This is a genomic window from Natronorubrum thiooxidans (assembly GCF_900156475.1).
GTDB classification, from domain to species: Archaea; Halobacteriota; Halobacteria; order Halobacteriales; family Natrialbaceae; genus Natronorubrum; species Natronorubrum thiooxidans.
Genome location: NZ_FTNR01000014.1, coordinates 44,457 through 66,656, shown reverse-complemented (window position 1 = coordinate 66,656; position 22,200 = coordinate 44,457). Strand labels below are relative to the sequence as shown.

At 63.4% G+C, this 22,200-nt stretch carries 22 protein-coding genes; 14 read left to right on the top strand and 8 right to left on the bottom strand.

Going from position 1 to position 22,200, the window contains the following annotated elements:
- Positions 1 to 59: 59 nt before the first annotated feature.
- From BW940_RS16680 to BW940_RS22405, 3 genes are all read right to left on the bottom strand, one after another.
- Complete coding sequence (locus BW940_RS16680; RefSeq protein ID WP_076610344.1) at positions 60 to 1,154, bottom strand: aminopeptidase; 1,095 nt, start codon at positions 1,152 to 1,154, stop codon at positions 60 to 62.
- 72 nt (positions 1,155 to 1,226) lie between these two features.
- The gene (locus BW940_RS16675; RefSeq protein WP_076610343.1) at positions 1,227 to 1,457 is read right to left on the bottom strand and encodes a hypothetical protein; all 231 of its coding nucleotides are present in this window, start codon (positions 1,455 to 1,457) and stop codon (positions 1,227 to 1,229) included.
- Between the two features lie 45 nt (positions 1,458 to 1,502).
- Positions 1,503 to 1,628 (bottom strand): DUF7859 family protein, encoded by a 126-nt coding sequence (locus BW940_RS22405; RefSeq protein WP_268875558.1) that lies wholly within the window; start codon positions 1,626 to 1,628, stop codon positions 1,503 to 1,505.
- Between the two features lie 583 nt (positions 1,629 to 2,211).
- On the opposite strand from BW940_RS22405, the gene BW940_RS16670 reads away from it, so the two are divergent.
- Positions 2,212 to 3,429: an RNA-guided endonuclease InsQ/TnpB family protein gene (locus BW940_RS16670; protein ID WP_076610342.1), complete on the top strand. Its 1,218-nt coding sequence runs from the start codon at positions 2,212 to 2,214 to the stop codon at positions 3,427 to 3,429.
- Between the two features lie 150 nt (positions 3,430 to 3,579).
- Here BW940_RS16670 and BW940_RS16665 read toward each other — a convergent pair whose 3' ends face one another.
- Both BW940_RS16665 and BW940_RS16660 read right to left on the bottom strand, forming a co-directional pair.
- The gene (locus BW940_RS16665; RefSeq protein ID WP_076610399.1) at positions 3,580 to 4,149 is read right to left on the bottom strand and encodes a metallophosphoesterase; all 570 of its coding nucleotides are present in this window, start codon (positions 4,147 to 4,149) and stop codon (positions 3,580 to 3,582) included.
- A 145-nt stretch (positions 4,150 to 4,294) separates the two neighbouring features.
- Positions 4,295 to 4,702, bottom strand: a complete 408-nt coding sequence (locus BW940_RS16660; protein ID WP_076610341.1) for a hypothetical protein — start codon at positions 4,700 to 4,702, stop codon at positions 4,295 to 4,297.
- A 171-nt stretch (positions 4,703 to 4,873) separates the two neighbouring features.
- Between BW940_RS16660 and BW940_RS16655 the strand changes: the two genes are divergently transcribed.
- Positions 4,874 to 7,024, top strand: a complete 2,151-nt coding sequence (locus tag BW940_RS16655) for an ATP-dependent DNA helicase (RefSeq protein WP_076610398.1) — start codon at positions 4,874 to 4,876, stop codon at positions 7,022 to 7,024.
- A 35-nt stretch (positions 7,025 to 7,059) separates the two neighbouring features.
- Here the strand turns inward: BW940_RS16655 and BW940_RS16650 are convergent, their stop codons facing one another.
- Both BW940_RS16650 and BW940_RS16645 read right to left on the bottom strand, forming a co-directional pair.
- A complete protein-coding gene (locus BW940_RS16650) occupies positions 7,060 to 7,560 on the bottom strand; it encodes a 2'-5' RNA ligase family protein (RefSeq protein ID WP_076610397.1) in 501 nt (166 codons plus the stop codon).
- A gap of 60 nt (positions 7,561 to 7,620) precedes the next feature.
- Complete coding sequence (locus BW940_RS16645) at positions 7,621 to 7,815, bottom strand: DUF7554 family protein (protein ID WP_076610340.1); 195 nt, start codon at positions 7,813 to 7,815, stop codon at positions 7,621 to 7,623.
- 83 nt (positions 7,816 to 7,898) lie between these two features.
- Here BW940_RS16645 and BW940_RS16640 point away from each other — a divergent pair, with 83 nt between their 5' ends.
- The 10 genes from BW940_RS16640 to argF all read left to right on the top strand — a co-directional run bounded on the left by BW940_RS16640 (position 7,899) and on the right by argF (position 18,546).
- A complete protein-coding gene (locus tag BW940_RS16640) occupies positions 7,899 to 8,993 on the top strand; it encodes a helix-turn-helix transcriptional regulator (RefSeq protein WP_076610339.1) in 1,095 nt (364 codons plus the stop codon).
- A gap of 306 nt (positions 8,994 to 9,299) precedes the next feature.
- On the top strand, positions 9,300 to 10,532 hold the full coding sequence (locus BW940_RS16635) for an argininosuccinate synthase (RefSeq protein WP_076610338.1): 1,233 nt from the start codon (positions 9,300 to 9,302) through the stop codon (positions 10,530 to 10,532).
- Positions 10,533 to 10,534: 2 nt separating this feature from the next.
- Positions 10,535 to 12,043: an argininosuccinate lyase gene (argH, locus tag BW940_RS16630; RefSeq protein ID WP_076610337.1), complete on the top strand. Its 1,509-nt coding sequence runs from the start codon at positions 10,535 to 10,537 to the stop codon at positions 12,041 to 12,043.
- A gap of 225 nt (positions 12,044 to 12,268) precedes the next feature.
- Entirely contained in the window at positions 12,269 to 12,433 is a 165-nt protein-coding gene (lysW, locus tag BW940_RS16625) for a lysine biosynthesis protein LysW (protein WP_005554620.1), read from the top strand.
- A gap of 58 nt (positions 12,434 to 12,491) precedes the next feature.
- The gene (lysX, locus tag BW940_RS16620; RefSeq protein ID WP_173834904.1) at positions 12,492 to 13,370 is read left to right on the top strand and encodes a lysine biosynthesis protein LysX; all 879 of its coding nucleotides are present in this window, start codon (positions 12,492 to 12,494) and stop codon (positions 13,368 to 13,370) included.
- Positions 13,370 to 14,416, top strand: coding sequence for an N-acetyl-gamma-glutamyl-phosphate reductase (argC, locus tag BW940_RS16615; protein WP_076610335.1), 1,047 nt, complete (start codon positions 13,370 to 13,372; stop codon positions 14,414 to 14,416). Before lysX ends, argC begins: the two co-directional genes overlap by 1 nt.
- Before the next feature lie 109 nt (positions 14,417 to 14,525).
- Positions 14,526 to 15,377 (top strand): acetylglutamate/acetylaminoadipate kinase, encoded by an 852-nt coding sequence (locus BW940_RS16610; protein ID WP_076610334.1) that lies wholly within the window; start codon positions 14,526 to 14,528, stop codon positions 15,375 to 15,377.
- Positions 15,374 to 16,519 (top strand): aspartate aminotransferase family protein, encoded by a 1,146-nt coding sequence (locus tag BW940_RS16605; protein WP_076610333.1) that lies wholly within the window; start codon positions 15,374 to 15,376, stop codon positions 16,517 to 16,519. The genes BW940_RS16610 and BW940_RS16605 overlap by 4 nt, the downstream gene beginning before the upstream one ends.
- Positions 16,516 to 17,586, top strand: coding sequence for a [LysW]-lysine hydrolase (locus BW940_RS16600; RefSeq protein ID WP_076610332.1), 1,071 nt, complete (start codon positions 16,516 to 16,518; stop codon positions 17,584 to 17,586). Before BW940_RS16605 ends, BW940_RS16600 begins: the two co-directional genes overlap by 4 nt.
- A 30-nt stretch (positions 17,587 to 17,616) precedes the next feature.
- The gene (gene argF / locus BW940_RS16595) at positions 17,617 to 18,546 is read left to right on the top strand and encodes an ornithine carbamoyltransferase (protein ID WP_076610331.1); all 930 of its coding nucleotides are present in this window, start codon (positions 17,617 to 17,619) and stop codon (positions 18,544 to 18,546) included.
- 397 nt (positions 18,547 to 18,943) lie between these two features.
- Here argF and BW940_RS16590 read toward each other — a convergent pair whose 3' ends face one another.
- Positions 18,944 to 19,414 (bottom strand): histidine kinase, encoded by a 471-nt coding sequence (locus BW940_RS16590; RefSeq protein ID WP_076610330.1) that lies wholly within the window; start codon positions 19,412 to 19,414, stop codon positions 18,944 to 18,946.
- Positions 19,415 to 19,644: 230 nt separating this feature from the next.
- On the opposite strand from BW940_RS16590, the gene thrC reads away from it, so the two are divergent.
- Entirely contained in the window at positions 19,645 to 20,904 is a 1,260-nt protein-coding gene (gene thrC / locus BW940_RS16585) for a threonine synthase (RefSeq protein WP_076610329.1), read from the top strand.
- Between the two features lie 359 nt (positions 20,905 to 21,263).
- Positions 21,264 to 22,163: a transcription initiation factor IIB gene (locus tag BW940_RS16580; RefSeq protein ID WP_076610328.1), complete on the top strand. Its 900-nt coding sequence runs from the start codon at positions 21,264 to 21,266 to the stop codon at positions 22,161 to 22,163.
- Positions 22,164 to 22,200 lie beyond the last annotated feature (37 nt).

The following is a 22,200-nucleotide window of genomic DNA, read 5'->3' as shown; positions in this document are numbered from 1 at the left end:
GATGACGATCCGTCGGGCGGTTTGCGGTCGTTGGACCGGGTCTCGAGTCCGTCGCGATCCTACTGCTCAAAACCGTCCTCGAAGACGAACGTGCCGTCCCGCTGGACGACCTCGCCGTCGATCTCGATCAGCGAATCCTCGCTCATGTCGACGATCATGTCGACGTGGACCGCGGACGCGTTCGCCTCGTTGCCTTCGCCGACGGTGTCGTCGTAGGCGCGGCCGACGGCCATGTGGACGGTGTCGCCCATCTTCTCGTCGAACAGCATGTTGTACGTGAACTGGTCGATATCGCGGTTCATCCCGATCCCGAGTTCGCCGAGTCGGCGCGCGCCGTCGTCCGTATTCAGAACTTCCGTCAACGTCTCCTCGTTTTTCGCCGCCGAGTGGGAAACGACCTCGCCGCCTTCGAACTCGAGGTAGACGTCCGTGATCTCCCGACCCTGATGGTACAGCGGCATGTCGAACAGCACCTCGCCCTCGACGCTGTCGGGGACGGGCGCGGTGAAGACCTCGCCGCCGGGGAGGTTGTGCTCGCCGTAGTCGTTGCGTGTCGGGTTCCCGTCGATCGACATCGTCACGTCGGTCGTCTCGCCGCTTTTGATTCGGATTTCGGAGGCCGGGTCCATGAGCTCGACCATGTTCGCCTGATGGGCGCGCTGGTCGTCCCAGTCTTTGTTGACGGCATCCCAGACGAACTCCTCGTAGCCTGCCGTCGACATCTCGGCCAGTTGGGCGTTCGCTGGCGCGGGGAACTGCGTGAGACACCAGCGCGTCGAGAGCCGTTCCTCGAGAATCGGCTGACGGGCTTGCTGGTAGGCTGCACTGGTTTCCGGGTCGACGTCGCTGGTCTGGGTGACGTTGTCGCCCGCCCGAATCGCGATGTAGACGTCCGTCTCCTCGATGAGTGCGAGTTCGTGGGCGGGCGTCTCGTACTCGTCGTCGCCGGCACGGAGGTACGCGCGGCGCTGGCGTGCGCCCGTTCGCTGGTTCGTCGTCAGGGGGTTCGCGCCGATCTCGCCGATCACTTCGTGGAGGGCAACGACCAGATCCTCGGCGACGGGGTGGGCGTCGATGATGACGGTGTCTCCTTCCTGGAGGTCGACCGAGTGGTTCGCGATGATCTCGGCGTGTTCGCGGATACGTGGGTCCATGTGTCACACGTATCCCGAGCGCCGGCATACCGTTTTCGAATCGAACACTCCAGCTGACCGACCGGTCGGCGATCAATCCCGGTTCACCAGAAAGACCCCGAGATAGATCGAGACGACTGCACAGCCGACACCGACACCGAACGCGAGCGTAAACGGTGACTCGAGTGCGACCTCGCCGCCGTCGTCTATCAGCCAGCCACTGAAGCCGACGACGAGCAGTGAGACTGCGACGAGACGGAGCGTCGAAACGACGCGCTCACCCCAGACGCGTGCGCTCGAGTCGGTCGAATCGTCCCGACTCATCGCCCCGTCGACCGGTCACCGTGTCTCAGCACGGCCTGGCGGCCGTTAGCGCATGCCATCGCGGAACTCGAGGATCGTTCGTCGGAGCAGCAGATACGAAAAAAAGACCAGCGACAGGAGGATCACCACGACCGCGATGATGACAGGATCGTTAGGGATGAAATCCAGCATATGGGATCGATACTGTGTCAGCGCGCAAAACCGTTTCGACCGCACGGAACTGATTGTGTGCCGACAAATTGGGCCTGAGACGGTCGGCCGCCTGTCCGACAGCCGTCTCGACCGGAGGACTGGCTGAAACCGACGTTTCACCTTCCGCCGTGTATATCCATCCGGCTCGCATCGTCGCAACTACGTCTTGATCGCGGCTCGCTGCTGTCGCGGTCGAGACGGGCAACCACACGGATCACCCACGTACTCCCGGCTGTCCCCGGGTGATATAGTAGCCACTGAAACGATTTACACACTGATCGCAACGCTGTCCTGCGATTAGGTGTGCATTGATTTTCAATGGTTACTATCGTTCACGCCGCGGGCAACCGGCTCGCCGGACGTGTCCCCCGCTGACGCCTTCCGACGCCTCGCTGTCGCCCCGCTGAGGCTCCGTCTTCCGGCTGTTCACAGGCGGTACGAGGCGGATGCCCCGACCCTTGAGGTCGGGGAGGAAGCCGACACCAGATGACACAAACCACGCTACGATGGCAGGCCAACTCCCAAACAGATAAGTAATACCTCTTGTACATGTGAAAGCACAGTGGAATACCGTCGTACCGCCGTCATCAAACTCGACACTCCCGAAGGAGCCGACGAGTCGCTTCGAGAGACGGTCGAGCAGTTCAAACACTGCGCCAACACCGCGAGCGAATGGTGCTGGCACGGCGACGACGGATACCACGTCACCTCGAAAGCGAAAGCCGAACGCGCCCTCTACGACCGACTCCGCGACGAAACCGACTTGACCGCGAATCTTGTCCAGAAAGGGATTCGTAGGGCGGTCGAAGCCGTTAAAAGTGGAGTCTCGCGCCTCGAACGTGGCGAGAACACGTCACAACCGTACTTTTCTGCCGATAGCGCGGTGTACGACAAGCGGAGCGCGACGTTCCACCGAGACCACGTTTCCCTTTCGACCGTGGATGGGCGTGTTGAGTGCGACTACATCCTTCCCGACGACTCGGAGACACCGCCGACCAAATACGTCTCCGACGAAGACTTCGAGTTTCGGATGGCGAACTTGCAGTACCGCGACGGTGACTGGTATCTCCACGCCTCAATGCGGAAAGTCGAAGCAGACGAAGAACCGTCTGAATCCGAATCCAAGCACAGAACAGTCCTTGGTGTGGATTTGGGCGTCAACAATCTCGCCGTTGCTTCGACGGGCCGATTCTGGTCGGCAGACGAGTTCAACCACTGGCGTCGAGAGTACGAGAAGCGTCGTGGGTCGCTCCAGCAGTGTGGGTCTCGTCACGCCCACGAAAACATTGAAAGCGTCGGACAGAAAGAGTATGGACGGTTCGAGATATACCTGCACACGGTGGCGAACGAACTTATCGAGGAGGCCGTCGAGAACGACTGTTCGCACATCGTGTTCGAGGATTTGACCTACATTCGGGAGAACATTCCCGAGGCGACGTGGCAACACGTCTGGGCGTTCCGACGCCTCCACGAGTACGTTGAATACAAGGCCGAAGAACACGGTGTCGAAGCCGTACAGGTTGACCCGCGCAATACGTCAAAGCGTTGTTCGACGTGTGGGTTTACCCACGACGATAACCGTGACGGGGAGTCGTTCGAGTGTCAGCAGTGCGGGTATGAGAACCACGCCGACTACAACGCTTCCAAGAACATCGGTTTGCAGTATCTCCGTCGTCGGCAAAACGCAGACGATGGAGGCGCACCCGTAGATGTGCGCTTGAATCGCGGGACGCTGAACGTGAGTGGGGAATACGTACCCCCTGCCTCGGTTGAGGCATAGAACGGGAGTCCACGCGAAAGCCTCGGGGTCGTACGGAAATTTTCGATTTCCGTGACTGAGCGGAGCGAAGCTCCGCGATGTCCGCGAGACCTCTGGTCTCGCTTGATGACGAGACGCTCCGCGTCTCGAACCACTTGACCCCGAGGCGATTTACTCCTCCCTTTCGGCTGTCGCCGTTCCAGTGACCTCGAACGAATCCACAAGCGTTCCATCCGGCTGGCGAATCTCGCCGACGAGTCGCGTCTCGTCCCCGGTTGGCTCGTCGCCCTCGTCTCTCGCGTCGGCGGCCTCGAGGACAGCGAATCCTGGTCGATTCCCGCGCGGATCGGCGTGGCTGCCGGGGTTCAACAGGAGACAGTCCTCGGTCTCGATAACCGTCGGTCGGTGGCTGTGGCCCGAGACGACGACGTCGGCCTGTTTCGAGCGACCGAACATGACGAGGCCCATCTCGCCGCCGTCCCGCCGGTGGGTCACTGCAAACCGGACGCCGCCCGCTTCGACGACGCGAGCCGTCGGGAGTCGATCCCGGACGGCTGCGCTGTCGGCGTTTCCGTGGACGGCATGAAGCACCTCGCACTCGTCTTGAAATGCTTCGAGCGCGCTCGGACTCGTAAAGTCGCCCGCGTGAATCACGACGTCGGCCTCGCGGGCCGCCGTCAGCGCCTCGCCCTCGAGGTCGTGTCCACGGCTGCTGTGCGTATCCGAGAAAATCGCGATCATACCGTCGGCTACAGGTCGAGGGGTGACGATCCTTTCGCCATCGCCATCCTCGCGCTCGATCATGCACGAGCTAGTCATACAGACGCTGTAATCACTGACCGCCGATCACCGACCCCGCTTCTGGTGATCGGTACAGCAGATCGAATCAGTACGCGTCGCCGTTGCTGTCGTCGTAGCCTGCGACAACCGTCGAGCCCGGCGGCCGATCGTTCAGCACTGTCGTCACCGTCGTCGCCTCCAGATCGACGGTCGACTCGAGCGGATCCCAGCCGTCCTCGCGGGCGACGGCGACCGCGACGTCGGTCGGACTCGCGCCGGGAGGGAGCCTCGAGGGATCGTACACGAGCGCGATTCGCATCGCTTCGACCGCCTTCAGCCCGTCGAGCGCGACGAGGTAGACGGGGCTCGAGAGGGCGTCTACGGGTGGTTCGTGTCCGCTTTTCTCGAGTCCGAACGCGTCGGGAACGACGCCCGCGACGACGGCGACGCGAGCGCCGGCGTGTTCGAGTGTGAACTCCGCGACGTTGCTGGAGTCGTATCCGGGGATGGCCATACTCGAGCGCAGGGACTCGAGACGGATGTCGCTGTACCGCGCGTTCGCCGGCCCGTGTCAACGACAGCCCCTGGTGGGCACAGCGGCAGCGACAGTCGCCGGTTTGATCGAGACGAACCCTTTTATCGAATGAAGGACCAATCACGTACCGTGTCCGAGACTGCCGGGTACATGCGCTTTTTCCCGTACGACCAGCCGTACGAGAATCAGCGCGAGGCGATGGATCGCATCCACAACGCGTTGACTCGCGGGCAGAACGTCCTCTTCGAGGGGGCCTGTGGGACCGGCAAGACGCTCTCGTCGCTGGTCCCTGCCCTCGAGGTCGCCCGCGAGCAGGACAAGACGGTCGTCATCACGACCAACGTCCACCAGCAGATGCGCCAGTTCGTCGCCGAGGCCCGCGCGATCACCCGCGAAGAGCGGATTCGAGCGGTCGTGTTCAAAGGCAAGTCCTCGATGTGTCACATCGACGTCGGCTATGAGGAGTGTCAGGCCCTGCGGGACAACACCCGCGCGGTCGTCGATACCGAACGCGACAAACGCCAACTCGAGCGCCGCCAGCGCGAACTCCTCGCGGAGAGCCAAGAGGGCGACGGCGGCGCGGCAGATGCCCGCAGCGCCGTCATGGACGAACTCGAGTCGATCGAGGACCGACTCGAGGATTTAGCAGACCAGAACATCTGTGAGTACTATCGGAACAACCTGACCGACGACACGGACGACTTCTTTAGCTGGCTGTTCGAGGACGTCCGCACGCCCGACGAGATCTACGAGTACGCCGAAAACCAGCAGCTGTGTGGCTACGAACTCTTAAAAGAGGGACTCGAGGGCGTCGACCTCGTTGTCTGTAACTACCACCATCTGCTCGATTCGACCATCCGACAGCAGTTTTTCCGCTGGCTCGGTCGCGACCCCGAGGACGTCATCGCCGTCTTCGACGAGGCCCACAACGTCGAGGACGCCGCTCGAGAGCACGCGACCCGGACCTGTTCTGAACGGACGTTCGATTCGGCACTGGACGAACTCGCGGACACCGATGACCCGCGCTCGACGGACGCTGCCAACGCCCTCTCGGCGTTTCACCGCGCGCTCGTCGAGACCTACGAGGAGTCGTTTGGCTTCGGTGACCGTGAGGCGGTCGGCGAGAACTGGACTGATATCTCGATCGCCAACGAGGACCGACGCGACGAGCTGACCCTCGAGTTCCTCCAGCGCTACTCCGGACAGGGGATCGACGACGACTTAGAGGCCGCGATGGAACTCGGCCAGGAGTTAGACGAGCAGTACGAAGAGGCCTACCGCGACGGCGAGACGGCAACCCGGACGGAGTGTCAGACCCTGCAGGCCGCGGCGTTCGTCAACGCGTGGCTCGAGGAAGGGACGACGGAGGGGCTGTATCCGGTCGTCGCCGTCACCCGCGATGCCGGTACCGACGAGGTCTACGGCCGCGCGGAGCTGTACTCCTGTCTACCGCGACAGGTCACCGGACGGCTGTTCGACGACGTCTATAGCACCGTCCTGATGAGTGCGACCCTCCAGCCGTTCGACGTCACCGAGAGCGTACTGGGGCTCGAGGAGCCGGTCACGATGGCCTACGGACTGCAGTTCCCCGAGGACAGGCGACGGACGTACGCCGTCGAGACGCCGCCGCTGTTTTCCTCGGATCGAAACGATCCCGACGTACAGGAGTCGGTTACGGAGACGATCCACGACGCCGTGCGGATGACGCCCGGCAACACGCTCGCCTTTTTCCCCAACTACGGCGAGGCCGAGCGCTACGCCGACCGCCTCGAGGCCCAGTCTGCGAAGACGGTGTATCTGGACGAGCCGGGCGAGTCAGTCGAGGAGTTGCGCCAGCGGTTCGTCGCGGACGATGGGGCGGTGTTGTGTACTTCCCTGTGGGGAACCCTCGCGGAGGGGGTGAGCTTCGACGGCGACGATGCGACGACGGTGCTGGTGGTCGGCGTTCCGTACCCGCATTTAGACGATCGAGCCGAGGCGGTCCAGGCGGCCTACGACGCGGCGTTCGAGGGGACCGAAACGGGCTGGCGCTACGCCGTCGAGATTCCGACGGTCCGCAAAACGAGACAGGCGCTCGGTCGGGTGATCCGCTCGCCCGAGGACGTCGGCGTCCGCGCGCTGCTCGATCAGCGCTACTCACGGTCGGCCAAAGCCGACCTCGGCAGATACAGCGTCAACAGTACGTTCCCACACGAGGAACGCGAGGAACTGATCGATCTCGATCCCGAGAAGCTGAAGTTCGCAATGAGAAACTTCTACGGCGATCACGACGCCTACGGCGGCGAGCCGCCGGCCCCGTAACGCTGTCACGCTGGACACGGAGCAGCCAATCGCTGTCAGGCGGGCAGCGAGACGCGACTCACCGGCAGCTTGTACGTTCCATCCCAGAACTCGAGGCCGCTGACCGTCCACTGGATCGGCTCGATCTCGCGATCGGCCAGCCGTTTCGCGGTCGCTACGTCTCCGCCGCGGGCCAGCGTGACGTGGGGGACGTAGTCGGCGCCCTCGAGCCCCTCGACGGTCTCGAACGCCTCCGTGAGGTCGGCGTGGATCGACTCGAGGCCGGGGCTCTCGACGGCGAGATAGACGACGGGAGCCGACCCAAGCGGTGGGGCTTCGAAGTAGTCGATTTCCGTAATTCGGGCTTCGACGGCGGGTGCACCCTCGAGCGCGCGGTGGGCGCGGTGTTGGAGCTGGGCGACGTGGTCGGCCTCGCCGAGGCGTTTGAGCAGACACGAGTGGTCCTCGCGGACGTGCTCGAAGCCGACGAGCTCGGGATAGAGTTCGTTCGCGAGCGTGCGGACGCGACCGGGAACCGGGACGTTGACGCTGTACACGTACCCCGTCATAGGAGCGGTTCGAGTATGAGTGTGGTGATCCGACGACGCTCGAGCGGTTCAGATTCGGTCGACCAGCCAGAGGACGATCAGGACGGCGATCGCAATCTGGACGAGTAGGAAGAACGGACCGAGCAGGCTGGCGATCCCACTGACCAGTGTCTGGAGGATCTGCAAGACGAGCAAGACAGCGACCAGTCCGAGGACGATTTTCAGGAGGGTGTCGACCTCGAGTTCGCCGCGTATGTCGAACATACCTTCGTGTAGGCGTGACTGTCTGAAAAACGCACCGTTACGACGTCGCAAAGCCTATTTGGACGGATACGGCAATTAGTGTAATGGATGGGAAGGGGCGTTCGGCCCTGCTCTGGGTGCTCGTGGGTATCGGGTGTGTCCTCGGGTTGCTGGCGGTCCTTTCGGTTGGGGTCGTCGGCGGCGCCGAGATGCAGGGGGCACTGCTACAGGAGTCCACCGATGAGAGCGACCGACTCGCCGAGGCGGACGATATCCATATCGATATCGTCGTCTCCGAGAACGGGTCGGCCGCGGTCGTCGTCGACTATCGGTTCGAAAACAACTCCGACGGGGAGTGGGAAGCGCTTCGCGACGACGTCGAGGCGAACCCGGAGGCGTACGCCGCCAGTCAGGAAGCCCGCTGGAACGAGGTCGTCCTCGAGGGGGCGGACGCGACGGACAGGGACATGGAACTCTCGAACGTCTCCGTCGCGACGGAAACGAGTTCCGCCCCTCGAGACATCGGCCGCGTCGAGGTGAGCTTCGAGTGGTCGAAGTTCGCGTACGTCGAACTGAATCGAATCGAGGCCGGTGGTGCGCTCGCGGGGTACACCTTATCACAGAACACCTCGTTGCAGATGATCGCCCCCGAGGGCTACACGATCGAGGAGGCCGCCCCGTCACCGGAGGATGCCGGAGCAGACTACGTCTACTGGGACAGCGATGGCTCCGAGTTCTCACCCGACCCGCCGCTGGTCGTCATGATCGAAGAGACAAACGGGGGCGGGCAACCGGACGAAACGGCGGACGGGCCGTCGATGCCGTGGCTCACCGTGCTGGCCGCGCTTGCCCTGCTGGCAACCGTCGGGGCTGCTGGCTGGTTGCTCAAACGAAATCGAGACGGCGCGGCGGTCAGTACGAACGGCGCGACCTCGCCGGTGGCCGATGGTTCGAGTGCGACCGACGGCTCGAACGAGCCGTCACCCGAACTGCTCAGTAACGAAGAACGCGTCCTGGGGCTGCTCGAGGAGCGTGGCGGCCGGATCAAACAGCAGGCAGTCGTCTCGGAACTGGGGTGGACCGAGGCCAAGACGAGTCAGGTCGTCAGCACCCTGCGGGACGACGACGAGATCGAGGTCTTCAGAATCGGCCGGGAGAACGTGTTAGCGCTTCCGGAGGAGGACGACGCGGAGACGTAGCCGTCACGATCGACGTGTTGTCCGCTAGTTAGCAGGATTTAATACCGAGGACTGTTATAGCCCCACTAATGAGTCTCACCGTCGGAACCACGCTCGGTGTTCCTGGTACCGACGGGACCGTTTCTCTGCGGCGGCGGCGACGGCGACGGCGGGCCTTTGAGCCCGACCTACATCACTCCCCACGTTCCCGGATTGTTCCACGATCCCAGAAACGCCAAATTTCCAGTTAGCAGCCGCTCTATTCTTAATTTACGCGACGTAAACCAATGTCCTTAAGTCCCTCCTGCTGTTTCACTCGAGTACCATATGACACGCGTCGCACTTGCGTTCTCGGGTGGGCTTGACACGACTGTCTGTGTTCCGCTGCTCGAGGAAGAGTACGGATACGACGACGTTATCGGCGTCACGGTCGACGTCGGCCAGCCGGCTTCCGAGTTCGACGAAGCCGAAGAGACCGCCGAGGCACTCGGCCTCGAGCACTACGTCGTCGACGCGAAAGAAGAGTTCGCTGACCTCTGCCTTGAGGGCGTTCGCGCGAACGCGACCTATCAGGGCTACCCGCTCGGGACGGCACTCGCCCGCCCAGTGATCGCCGAGGCGATTCTCGAGGTCGCAGAGGAACAGGGCTGTACCGGCATCGCCCACGGCTGTACTGGCAAGGGCAACGACCAGCTGCGTTTCGAAGCTGTCTGGCGTAACTCCGACCTCGAGGTCATCGCCCCCGTGCGCGAACTCGGGCTCACCCGCGAGTGGGAACAGGAGTACGCCGCCGAAAAAGACCTCCCCGTCGAGGGTGGCAGCGGCGGCGACTGGTCGATCGACACCAACCTCTGGAGTCGCTCCGTCGAGGGCGACGATCTGGAGGACCCCAGCTATGTCCCACCGGAGGACATCTACGCCTGGACGCAGGCCCCAACCGGCGAGACCCAGGAGATCGACATCGAGTTCGAGCAGGGTCGTCCCGTCGCCGTCGACGGCGTCGAGTACGAGCCAGTCGAGCTCATCGAGCACCTGAACGAAGTCGCCGGCGCCTACGGCGTCGGTCGCACCGACTCGATGGAAGACCGCATGCTCGGTCTGAAGGTGCGTGAGAACTACGAACACCCGGCCGCCACGACGCTGCTCAACGCCCACGAGGCGCTCGAGGGACTCGTCCTCACACAGGAGGAACGCGAGTTCAAGCAGCTGATCGACCAGAAGTGGTCCAAGAAGGGCTACGAGGGCCTGGTCGACGCGCCGCTCGTCGGCGCACTCGAGGGCTTCATCGACGAGACCCAACAGCGCGTCACCGGCACCGTCACGATCCGCTTCGAAGGCGGCCAGGCTCGCGCTGTCGCCCGTGACAGCAAATTCGCGGCCTACTCGGCTGAACACGCCTCCTTCGACACCGAAACGGTCGGCAAGATCACCCAGGAAGACGCCACCGGCGTCGCGAAATACCACGGCTTCCAGCGCCGTCTCGCAAACGAGGCGATCGCGGCGAACGCCGACGACGACGAAGTCGAACTCGCGACCGACGGAAACGGCGAGGACGAATAACAATGACCGAGGAGAGCGCTCACGACGGGCCGACCGAGTCCACACTGGAAACTGACGGGAGCGACACTGCGGGCGACGAAGGCGTCGTCCGACGGGACCGATTCAGCGGCGGCCCCGCTCGGAGCTTCCTCTCCTCGCTTGCAGCCGACGAACGGATCTTCGAGGCCGACATCGAGATCGACCGCGCACACGTCATCATGCTCGCCGAGCAGGACATCATCGGCGACGACGTTGCGGGCCAGATCCTCACGGCACTCGATGCGATCGAGGTCGACGGCCACGACTCCCTGCCCGACGGCGAGGACGTCCACGAGGCCATCGAGACCGCCGTCATCGAGGGAGTCGGCCCCGACGGCGGGAAGATGCACACCGCGCGCTCGAGAAACGACGAGGTCGCGGCCTGCATCCGCTATCGCCTGCGTGAGGACGTCCTCGAGGCCATCGAGACGACCCTCGCGCTTCGCGAGTCGCTCATCGAGGTCGCCGCCGAGCACACGGAGACGATCATGCCCGGCTACACGCACCTCCAGCCCGCCCAGCCGACGACGGTGGCACACTGGGCGCTGGCTTACGAGGGCGCGGTTCGTCGCGATACGGCACGCCTGCTCGAGGCCTACGAGCGGATCAACCAGTCGCCGTTAGGTGGGGCCGCGTTCGCCGGCACGCCGTTCGATATCGACCGCGAACGCACCGCGGAACTGCTCGGGTTCGAATCGGTCGTCGAGAACTCGATGGACGCCTCCTCGAGCCGGGATTTCCTGCTCGAGACGACACAAGCGCTGTCGACACACGCGACGACGCTGTCCGGGCTGGCGGAGGACGTGATCATCTTCGCGAACCGCGGCTTCGTCGACCTCTCGGACGACTACTCGTCGACGTCGTCGATCATGCCCCAGAAGAAGAACCCGGACACGCTGGAACTCGTCCGCGCGGTCGCGGGAGACGCAGCCGGCGGGGTGCAGGGGCTGACGACGACGCTCAAAGGGCTCCCGCGTGCGTACAACCGTGACCTCCAGCGCGCGACGACCCACGCGTGGGAGACCGTCGACGCTGTGACCGAAGCCAGTGAGGTCGCGGCTGGGGCCGTGGCGACGGCCGACTGGAACGCGGACGCGCTCGCGGCGGAAGCCGGCGAGGGATTCTCGACGGCGACCGGCGTCGCCGACCTGCTCGCGGCGAACGGGCTGCCGTTCCGGACCGCACATGAACTCGTTGCGATCGCGGCTGAAAACAGCGCGGACTACGACGCACTCGAGGCTGCAGCCCAGGACGTCCTCGGCGAATCGCTTGAGGCCTACGTCGACCCCGAGGCCGTCGAGGCCGCGCTCGATCCCGCCGAAAGCGTCGCGAGCCGCGATTCGCAGGGTGGGCCTGCTCCCGAGGCCGTCGGCCCACAGCTCGAGACCGCTCGCGACGCCCTCGAGGCCGACGGCGAAACGCTTGAAGCGACCGACGACGCACTTGAGGAAGCCCACGAGGCGCTTCGCTCGGAGGTGAACGGCTATGTCTGAGCCTGCCGTCGCGTTCCTCTCAGTCTCGAGCCTGTCGGTTGCTCGAGTGCGGCCCACGATTTCCCGGCGGTCCCCGCCAGGGGACAAACTACCAACTCCATGATATTGGAACTGTAATCGGCTGGAAAACAGCATTTTCGCTCCATTAGACGATACTGCGCTTCGTGTATATCCCTTGACAGGTTCGAAGGGTTTAAGGGTTATTGGCTCCCAGTTGCAGGTACAATGACCGAATGCGTCGAGTGTGGGGCAGAAGTGTCCCTGCACGATGATCTGGAAGTGGGAGAGATCGTTGACTGTACGACCTGTGGCGCAGAGCTTGAAGTCGTCGACACCGAGCCGCCAGTCCTCGAGCGAGCCCCCGAGCTCGAAGAGGACTGGGGTGAGTGACCTTGCACACGGTCGCGACTACCTTGTGCCCTGAGCTCACACACCAGGGGTGGTTCGCGTGAACGTAGGAATACTCTACTCCCGGATTCGCAAAGACGAGAAGCTCCTGCTCAACGAGCTTCGCGAGCGCGATCACGAGATCGAGAAGATCGACGTCCGCAAGCAGACGTTCGACATCAGCGAGGCCCCCGAGGCGTTTGCTGACCTCGACATCGTCGTCGACCGCTGTCTCGCCACGAGCCGTAGCCTCTATGCCACGCAGTTTTTCGAGGCCTACGGCATCCCCGTGGTCAACAGCCACGAGACGGCCGACATCTGTGCGGACAAAGTGAAAAACAGCCTCGCACTCGAGAAAGCGGGCGTACCGACGCCGGCGACCAAAGTCGCGTTCACGAAAGAGACCGCGATGGAAGCCATCGAGGAGTTTGGCTACCCCTGCGTGCTCAAACCCGTCGTGGGATCGTGGGGTCGCCTGATGGCCAAGATCGACTCGCCGGACGCCGCCGAAGCCATCTTAGAGCACAAGGCCACGCTCGGCCACTACGAGCACAAGGTGTTCTACGTCCAGGAGTTCGTCGAGAAACCCGGCCGTGACATCCGTGTGCTCGCGACCGACGGAGAGCCCATCGCTGGCATGGTCCGTTCGTCGGACCACTGGATCACCAACGCCGCCAAAGGTGCGGAGACGGACGTCTTCGAGCCAGACGAAGAGGCTATCGAACTCGTCGAACAGGCCAGCGACGCCGTTGGCGGTGGACTGCTCGGTATCGACCTGATGGAGACCGAAGACGGCTATACTGTCCACGAGGTCAACCACACCGTCGAGTTCAAAGCCCTTGACGGGGCCGTCGACACCGACATCGCCGGCACTGTCGTCGACTGGCTCGAGGAAAAAGCAGCCGACGCTGCCGACAGCGAACTCGAGGTGAGCGCCTGATGGCAGCCGACACGGTTACCGCAACCGTCATCGGCGGCTCGGGCTTTACTGGCGGCGAACTCCTGCGCCTGCTCGAAGGCCATCCGAACGTCGAGCTCGCCGAAGTCACAAGCCGATCGAAAGCCGGCAAAAGCGTCGGCTCCGTCCACCCGCCACTGCGGGGGACGGACCTACGCTTTACTGAACCCGAGGACTTAGAGAACGTCGACGTCCTCTTTGCGGCGACGCCACACGGCGTCTCGATGGGACAGATCGACGAGTTCTTCGAGATTGCCGACACCGTCGTCGACCTCTCGGCTGACTTCCGGCTCAACACCGAGGAGCAGTACGACGAGTGGTACGACGGCCACAGCGCGCCCGAATACCTCGAGAAGGCCGAGTACGCGCTTCCCGAGATCAACCGCGAGAACCTCGCGGGCGCAGAGCTGATCGCTGGCGGCGGCTGTAACGCCACCGCGACGATCCTCGGGCTCTACCCGCTGTTCGAACACGGCATCTTAGAGGGCGGCGAGCAGGTCGTCGTCGACGTGAAAGTCGGCTCCTCCGAAGGCGGGGCCGGCGGCGGCGAGGCCTCGAGCCATCCCGAGCGCTCGGGCGTCGTTCGCCCCTACGCGCCGACGGGCCACCGTCACGAAGCCGAGATCGAGCAGTTCCTCGGCACGAGCGTTGCGTTCACGTGCCACGCCGTCGATATGATCCGTGGCGCGAGCGCGACGAGTCACGTCTTCCCGTCGGGCCCCGTCTCGAAGGGCGACCTCTGGAAGGCTTACCGCGGCGCCTACGAGGACGAGCCGTTCGTCCGCATGGCTGCCGGTGGCTCCGGCGTCTACCGCTACCCAGAGCCGAAGTCGGTCGCGGGAACGAACCTCGCCGAAGTCGGCTTCGAACTCGACCCCTCGAACAAGCGCATCGTCGTCTTCTCAGCGATCGACAACATGATGAAAGGCTCGGCGGGCCAGGCGGTCCACGCCGCCAATATCGCGCTGGGCTTCGAGGAGACGGCCGGACTCGAGTTTACGGGACTGCACCCGGTGGGAGCACCATGACAGCCTTTTCGAGAGCGAACGTGATCGAAAGCAATGAGGGACGCATGCGTCCCTCAAGCCGTGCGAGCGGGCGACGCCCGCGAGCAGACAGGGAACGGAGGTGTCCGGAGTGACCGTGGTCGTTAAAATCGGCGGCGCACGCGCTGTCGATCCGGAAGGCGCACTCGCAGACGTTGCGAGTCTCGTCGAGGATGGCGAGGACGTCGTGCTCACCCACGGTGGTTCGACAGCCGTCGACGAGACCTTAGAAGAACTCGGCGAGGAGCCGACCTACGTCGAGACGCCTGGCGGCGTCGTCGGGCGCTTTACCGACGAACGTACCATGGACGTCTTCAAGATGGTGATGCCCGGCAAGCTCAACACCGATCTGGTCGAGAGCTTACAGAACGAGGGCGTCAACGCAGTCGGTCTCTCGGGGACCGACGGCAAACTGCTGGAAGGCAAGCGCAAGTCTGCCGTCCGCGTCAAAGAAGACGGCAAAAAGAAAATCAAACGCGGCGACCACTCCGGCAAAATCGAGTCGGTCAACGCCGACCTGCTCGAGACCGTCCTCGCAGGCGGCTACACGCCCGTCGTCTCCGTCCCGGTACTCGGCAAGGAGAAAGACGGTGGCTACACCGCGGTCAACGCCGACGCCGACCGCGCTGCCGCCGCAATCGCGGGCGCACTCGAGGCCGACCTCGTCCTGTTGACCGACGTGTCCGGCATCTACGAGGACCCCGACGACGAGTCGACCAAGATCGATTCGGCTGCGACTCCGGAAGCGTTCGAGACCGTCAAATCGGCTGCGGAAGGCTTCATGACGAAGAAAGTCATGGCCGCAGAGGAAGCCCTCGAGGGCGGTGCGTCCTCGGTCATCGTTGCTGATGCGAACGCAGACGAGCCGATTTCGAGTGCGCTCTCCGGTGAGGGGACGACCCTCGAGCCCGGCGCACTCGATACTGGGGAGGCTGCACAATGAGTGACCACGACTTCATCTCCGGCAGCAAGCCGATTCCGCTCGAACGCGGCGAGGGGTCGTTCCTCTACAGTACCGATGGAACGGAGTATCTCGACGCAGGCGCGAGCTACGCGTGTACGCCGCTCGGTCACAGCAACCCAGCGGTCGTCGACGCGGTCCAAGAACAGGTCGGGAAGTTGACTTTTGTCGACTCTTCGTTCCCTGTCCAGTCGCGCGAAGACGCCTACGCTGCGCTCGTCGCGTCGACGCACGACGGCCTCGACTCGGCCTGGTTCTGTAACTCCGGCACCGAGGCCAACGAGGCCGCACTGAAGTTCGCCCGTTCGGCGACCGGCAACTCCAAAATCATCGCCGCGACCCGGAGCTTCCACGGCCGAACGATGGGCTCGCTTGCAGCGACCTGGAAAGACAAGTACAAGAAACCGTTCGAGCCCCTGGCCGGCGACGTGGAGTTCGTCCCCTACGGCGACGGTGAGGAGCTCGCCGACGCCGTCGACGAGGAGACCGCGGCCGTCATCTTAGAGCCCATCCAGGGCGAAGGCGGCATCAACGTCCCGCCTGCGGGCTACCTCGAGCGTGCCCGCGAGGCAACCGAGGAAGCCGGCGCGGCGCTCGTCTTCGACGAGGTCCAGACCGGCATGGGACGGACGGGCCAGATGTGGGCCTGCCAGAATGCAGGCGTCACGCCCGACATCCTCACGACGGCGAAAGGGCTGGGTAACGGGCTGCCAGTCGGCGCGGTCGCAGTCCGTGACTGGATCGCCGACGGCGCGGCCTCGCACAATGCCACCTTCAGCGGCGGCCCCGTCGTCACCGCGGCGGTCCACGCGACGATTTCGACGCTGGTCGAAGAGGAGTGGCCCGCCCACGCCGCGTCGATGGGCGACTATCTTACGACCGAACTCGAGGCGACCCTCGGTGACGAGGTACGGGAGGTCCGCGGCGAGGGCCTGCTCATCGGCATTGAATTGAAACGAGGAGCGAATCGCGCCGCCCGCGACCTGGCGATCAACCATCAGGTGCTGGCGCTGCCGGCGGGTCGGACCGTCCTGCGCCTGCTGCCGCCGCTGGTGATCGACCAGGAAGAGGCAGACCAGCTCATAGACGCGCTGGGCGCGGTCATCGCATCTGACGATTCATGAGCACGAGCACGACTGAACCGACGGACGTCTCGCGTTCGGAAGCCCGAGAACTGCTGGTCGACCTCGTCTCGATCCCGTCGCCGACCCGCGAGGAGCGCGAGGCGGCCAAACGTCTCGTGGATTTCTTCGAGGCCCACGACCGAGAGGTCTGGATCGACGCGGTCGGCAACGTCCGCGCACCAGCAGACGATGCCGTGTTGCTCACCTCACACATCGACACCGTCCCGGGCGACATTCCGGTTGAGGTCGAAGAAACCGGCGACGACGAGATCCTCTGGGGTCGTGGCAGCGTCGACGCGACTGGCCCGCTCGCCGCAATGGCGGCCGCCGCCGTTCGCACCGGTGTTTCCTTTGTTGGCGTCGTCGGCGAGGAAGTCGACTCGAAAGGCTCGCGCTATCTCGTCGACGACAGAGACGAGTCACCGGAAGCCGTCGTCAACGGCGAGCCCTCCGGGGCTGATGGGATCACGCTCGGCTATCGTGGCCTCATCGCTGGCACCTACGTCGCGACCAGTGAATCCGGCCACACCTCTCGGCCGGACCCGAACGCGATCCAACACGCCGTTCGCTGGTGGGCGACCGTCGAAGACCACTTCGAGGGTGGCGAGTACGAACCGGTCTTCGAGCAGGTGACGACCAAGCCGGTCGACATCGAAGGCGGCGTCAGCGAGGACGGCCTCTCTGTTGAAGCGACGATGGACGTCCAACTGCGCGTGCCGCCGGCACTCGACGTCGAAACGGTTCGTGAAGCCGCCGAAGCCGAACTCGAGGTCGGGACCGTGACCTGGAAGGACAAGGTTCCACCCGTGATGATGAGTCCGCGAACGGAGGTCGCTCGAGCGTTCCGCGTCGCTATCCGCAAGGAGGGCAAAGACCCACGACTGGTGCGCAAGACGGGGACCAGCGACATGAATATCTACGCGGGCGCGTGGGACTGTCCGATGGTCACCTACGGCCCCGGCAACTCCGACCTCGATCACGCACCCGACGAGCGACTGTCGCTGTCGGAGTTCGACCAGTCCGTTTCGATCTTAGAGCGCGTCTCGCAGACGTTGCGCGAGGACTGACTACACGCATTTTCAGACGATTCACAGATAATGATGACAGATACTGACGACACACAGCCGAGACATTTCCTCGACGTCGACGATCTCACCGAGGCAGAACTGTTCACGGTCCTCGACAGGGCCGCGGAGTACAAACGAGCCCTCGAGGCCGGCGACGACCACGCCGACCTCGAGGACCAGACGCTGGGAATGCTCTTCCAGAAGGCGAGTACCCGAACTCGAGTTTCATTCGAGACAGGGATGACCCAACTGGGTGGCCACGCGATTTTCCTCGGGGAAGACGACATTCAACTGGGTCGTGGCGAGCCGCTGAAAGACACCTCGCGTGCGCTCTCGCGGTACGTCGACGCCGTGATGGCCCGCGTGTTCAAACACGAAAACGTTGAGGTGCTCGCGGAGTACGCCGACGTCCCCGTCGTCAACGGGCTGACCGACGACGCCCACCCCTGCCAGACGCTCGCGGATCTCCAGACGATCCGTGAACAGGAAGACGGCTTCGACGGCGTCTCGGCGACCTGGATCGGTGACGGCAACAACGTCGCCCAGTCGTTTGCACTCGGCTGTGCGATGACCGACATCGATCTAACGGTCGCGACGCCCGAGGGCTACGAACTCGACGAAAAAGTACTCGAGCGCGCCCGCGAACTGGGCGGCGATCCAACAACGACGACAGATCCAGTCGAGGCAGTCACCGATGCCGATATTATCTACACCGACGTCTGGATCAGCATGGGTCAAGAGGACGAACGCGACGTCCGAATGAACGACTTCGAGGGCTTTCAGGTCGGCTCGGACTTGCTCGAGCACGCCCCCGACGCGTCGATTATGCACTGTCTACCCGCCCACCGTGGCGAGGAGATCACCGACGACGCCATCGAAAGCGACCAATCGATCGTCTTCGACCAGGCCGAAAATCGGCTCCACGCCCAGAAAGCCGTGTTGAGTTGGTTGCTCGAGTGATATGGTCTGCTGTCCCTGTGTCTCGACACAACTTCGGGATGGCACGCAGTCGCGCCGAAACTAACGGATAGCAGTCTGTATGAACGATTGCCGGATCACGTTCGACGCTGTTTCTGGCTGCTCCTCGATCGAGATTAGCCGGTTCGATTCGCTAATCAGTCCGTTCTGATATTCAGTTCTCGAGTAAATTCTGGTAGGATGTCACTAGCGGGGTGAACGATCTGGAGACGTTATCCGGCAGTTCGAACTCGGATGTACGTAGTATGTTGATTCGACTGGTACTCGCCACGTTGCTCTTGCTGCTGGGGCCTGCAGCGTTGCTTGTTCTCATTCTCATGTAGCCGAGAATGGGGGACAGCGGTGCTCACTGATGGAGGAGAAGGCGGGCGTGTTCCGGTTACCGCTCGAGGAACGCGTACGCGATACCGAGGACGATCCCATAGACCGCGTGTCCGACCAGGCTCATCATATCGATGTTCGGGAACGCTGGTGCCATCGCGAACCCTACCGTCGAGAGCCAGATGGGCATCACGACCACCGCGAGCACTGCCCAGACGACGACCCCGTAGACGAGCCCGGCGGCGGTGCTCTTGACGGGACCGAGATGAGGTCGCTTCGTCGCTGTAAGCAGCGCAGCGAAGACGACGCCGAGCACCGCGCCGTGTGAGACGTGGATCAGCCAGCCGGCGAGGCCACCCTCGAGGCCGTACATGGCTGGAATCCCCATCTCGAGGACGGCAGGGGTCTGTACGGACATCAGGATGCCGAAGGCCAGTGCAGCGATAATTCCGCCGACAGTTCCGGCTTGCCAGGGTTCGAGGGCGGTACCGCGTCGGACGCCGAGTCGAGTCGCAGTTTTCGATGCCATGTCGCCATTCACGTCATGCGGTGGCATACACCTATCTGGGTTGGGTAACCACGTCACACAGACGCCACTGCAAGATAATCACGGACCCGTGACGCTCTTGGGGGCCATAGCGTCGGGACGGGGGCGGCTCGACGGTCACGACACAGACAGTCACCGACTGTCAGTCAGTCACACCGGCGGGACCGGCGAATCCACGTCCTTTTTGCCCCTGCCACACCTCTCGGCTGACAATGAGTCTCAGCCTGTCCGCAGAGCAGCCGGCCGTTCCCGACGTCGCCGACGACGGTGTCTGGCTCGAGTGCATCGAGTGTGGCGAAACGTTCGCGCCATTTGATGACGTCCGCTACACCTGCGACGAGTGTGACGGTTTGCTCGAAGTTCGCTACGACGACCTGCCGACGTTCGACGACTTCGAGGGCCACGGCGTCTGGCGATATGCCGACGCGCTGCCGTTCGAATCGGGCGTCTCGATTCAGGAGGGATCGACCCCGCTGTACGAGGTCCCCCGTCTCGAAGACGAGGTCGGTGTCGAAGCGCTACGGATCAAACACGAGGGAATGAACCCGACCGGCTCGTTCAAAGACCGCGGGATGACCGTCGGCGTCAAAGTCGCCAAAGAACTCGGCGTTGGCCGGCTGGCCTGTGCCTCGACCGGAAACACGAGCGCCGCGCTGGCCGCCTACGGCACCCGTGGCAGCATGGAGACGCTCGTGCTCTTGCCTGCGGGCAAGGTCGCAGCGGGCAAAATCGCGCAAGCGAGCCTGCACGATGCGCGCATCCTCGAGGTCGACGGTAACTTCGACGCCTGTCTGGATATCGTCCAGGAACTGGCCGCCAAGGGCGAAGTCTACCTGCTGAACTCGCTGAACCCGTTCCGACTCGAGGGCCAGAAGACGATCGGCCTCGAGATCCTCGAGGGCTTCCTCACCGACTACGACACCGTTCCCGACCGGATCGTGCTGCCGGTCGGCAACGCCGGGAACACCTCGGCGCTGTACAAGGCGTTCCGCGAACTCGTCCAGGCGGGCGAACTCGCCGAGGACGACGTCCCTAAGCTGACGGGTGTTCAGGCCGAGGGCGCGGCCCCGATGGTCGAAGCAATCCAGAACGGTGCGGACGAGGTCCGGCGCTGGGACGATGTCGAGACGCGCGCGACGGCGATCCGGATCGGCAATCCTGTCAACGCACCGAAGGCTCTCCCCGGAATTCGAGAAACCGATGGGACTGCCGTTGCCGTCTCCGACGAGGAGATCACCGACGCCCAGCGAGCCCTCGCTCGCGAGGGGATCGGTGTCGAACCCGCCTCCGCTGCCTCACTCGCCGGCCTGCGAAAACTCCGCGTCAACGGTGTCGTCGACGACGACGAACGCGTTGCCTGTCTAACGACCGGTCACCTGCTCAAAGACCCCGACGCTGCGGCCGCTGCCGGCGGCGACCCCGAACCCGTGCCAGCCGACACGGCAGACATCCTCGAGCACCTCAAGCAGTAGCGGGCTCGCGCGTCCACTGTAACTGAACCACCTCGCTTTCGAAACACGACATAGTCACAACCACCGTTTTGAGACCTCACACGGATTCCTGTAAGTTATTTCCGGTGCAACCGCGGCCGCCCTGCGGTCACACCGGTAAACCGTTACAGCAGGCCGTATCAGCCCGACTCGAGGCGCGCCGTCTCGAATGAAATCCGCCACGTTCGTCGTCGTAGCCGGTTTGTAAGCGGGGGCGACCCCTAATTGATCTAGTTCGCGTTCCGGTAACTGAAACCGGATTGTATGTTTAATTCCCAACTAGATCATATATTTTAAATATGATCGCGAACATCAATCCATGTACGGATTGGGAATAACCAATGGTTAGGATAGATGGAGATGGTGTCTGCCCAGAATGTGACGGCAGATTGCGGACGAACGGTACCGAGACGATCTGTGAAGACTGCGGTCTCGTTTTTGCCGAGGACGCGATTGATCGCGGACCAGAGTGGCGGTCGTTCGATGACGACGAGACCGACCCACGGCGGACCGGCGCGCCGTTGACTCGGTCGAGACATGACCGTGGACTCTCGACGGAAATCGGCTACGGCTCCGGCTCCGATTCAGCCTATCGCTCTCGAGTAACCGGCCGGAAACGCCGACAGATCGCTCGCTTGCGACGCGAGCACAACCGCGCTCGAATCTCGTCGAAGGCCGAACGAAACCAGGTCTACGGGTTTACCGAGATTCGTCGTGTCAACGCCTTGCTCTCGCTGCCGGAATCCGCTCGAGAACAGGCGTGTACCCTGTTCAAATCTGCCCAATCCGAAGGGCTGTTTCAGGGTCGATCACTCGAGGGGTTTGCCGCCGCGGCGATCTACGCCACCTGTCGAACACGCTCGAATCCGCGAACGATCGACGAAATCACCGCCGTTGCCCGTGCCGACGCCGACGAACTCACGGCTGCCTACGACGCACTCAATCGTGAACTCGGCCTCCCGACGGGACCGATTGATCCCACAGGATACCTGCCGCGCTACGCCTCAAAACTCGGCCTCGAGACGGACGTCGAGCGCCGCGCTCGAGAACTCCTCACCGGCTTGCTTCAGGAGGGACTCATCGGCGGTCGAAATCCAAGCGGCGTCGCAGCGGCCTGTCTTTACAAGGCGGCCAGTGAACGCGAGGAGTGGCCGACAATCACACAGGCCGACGCTGCCGACGTCGCCGATGTTGCACCCGTAACGATCCGTTCGACGGTGAAGATGCTCAACGAGCAGTGATCGATCCTCGTCACTCGAGCGGAGCCAATTGGCATCG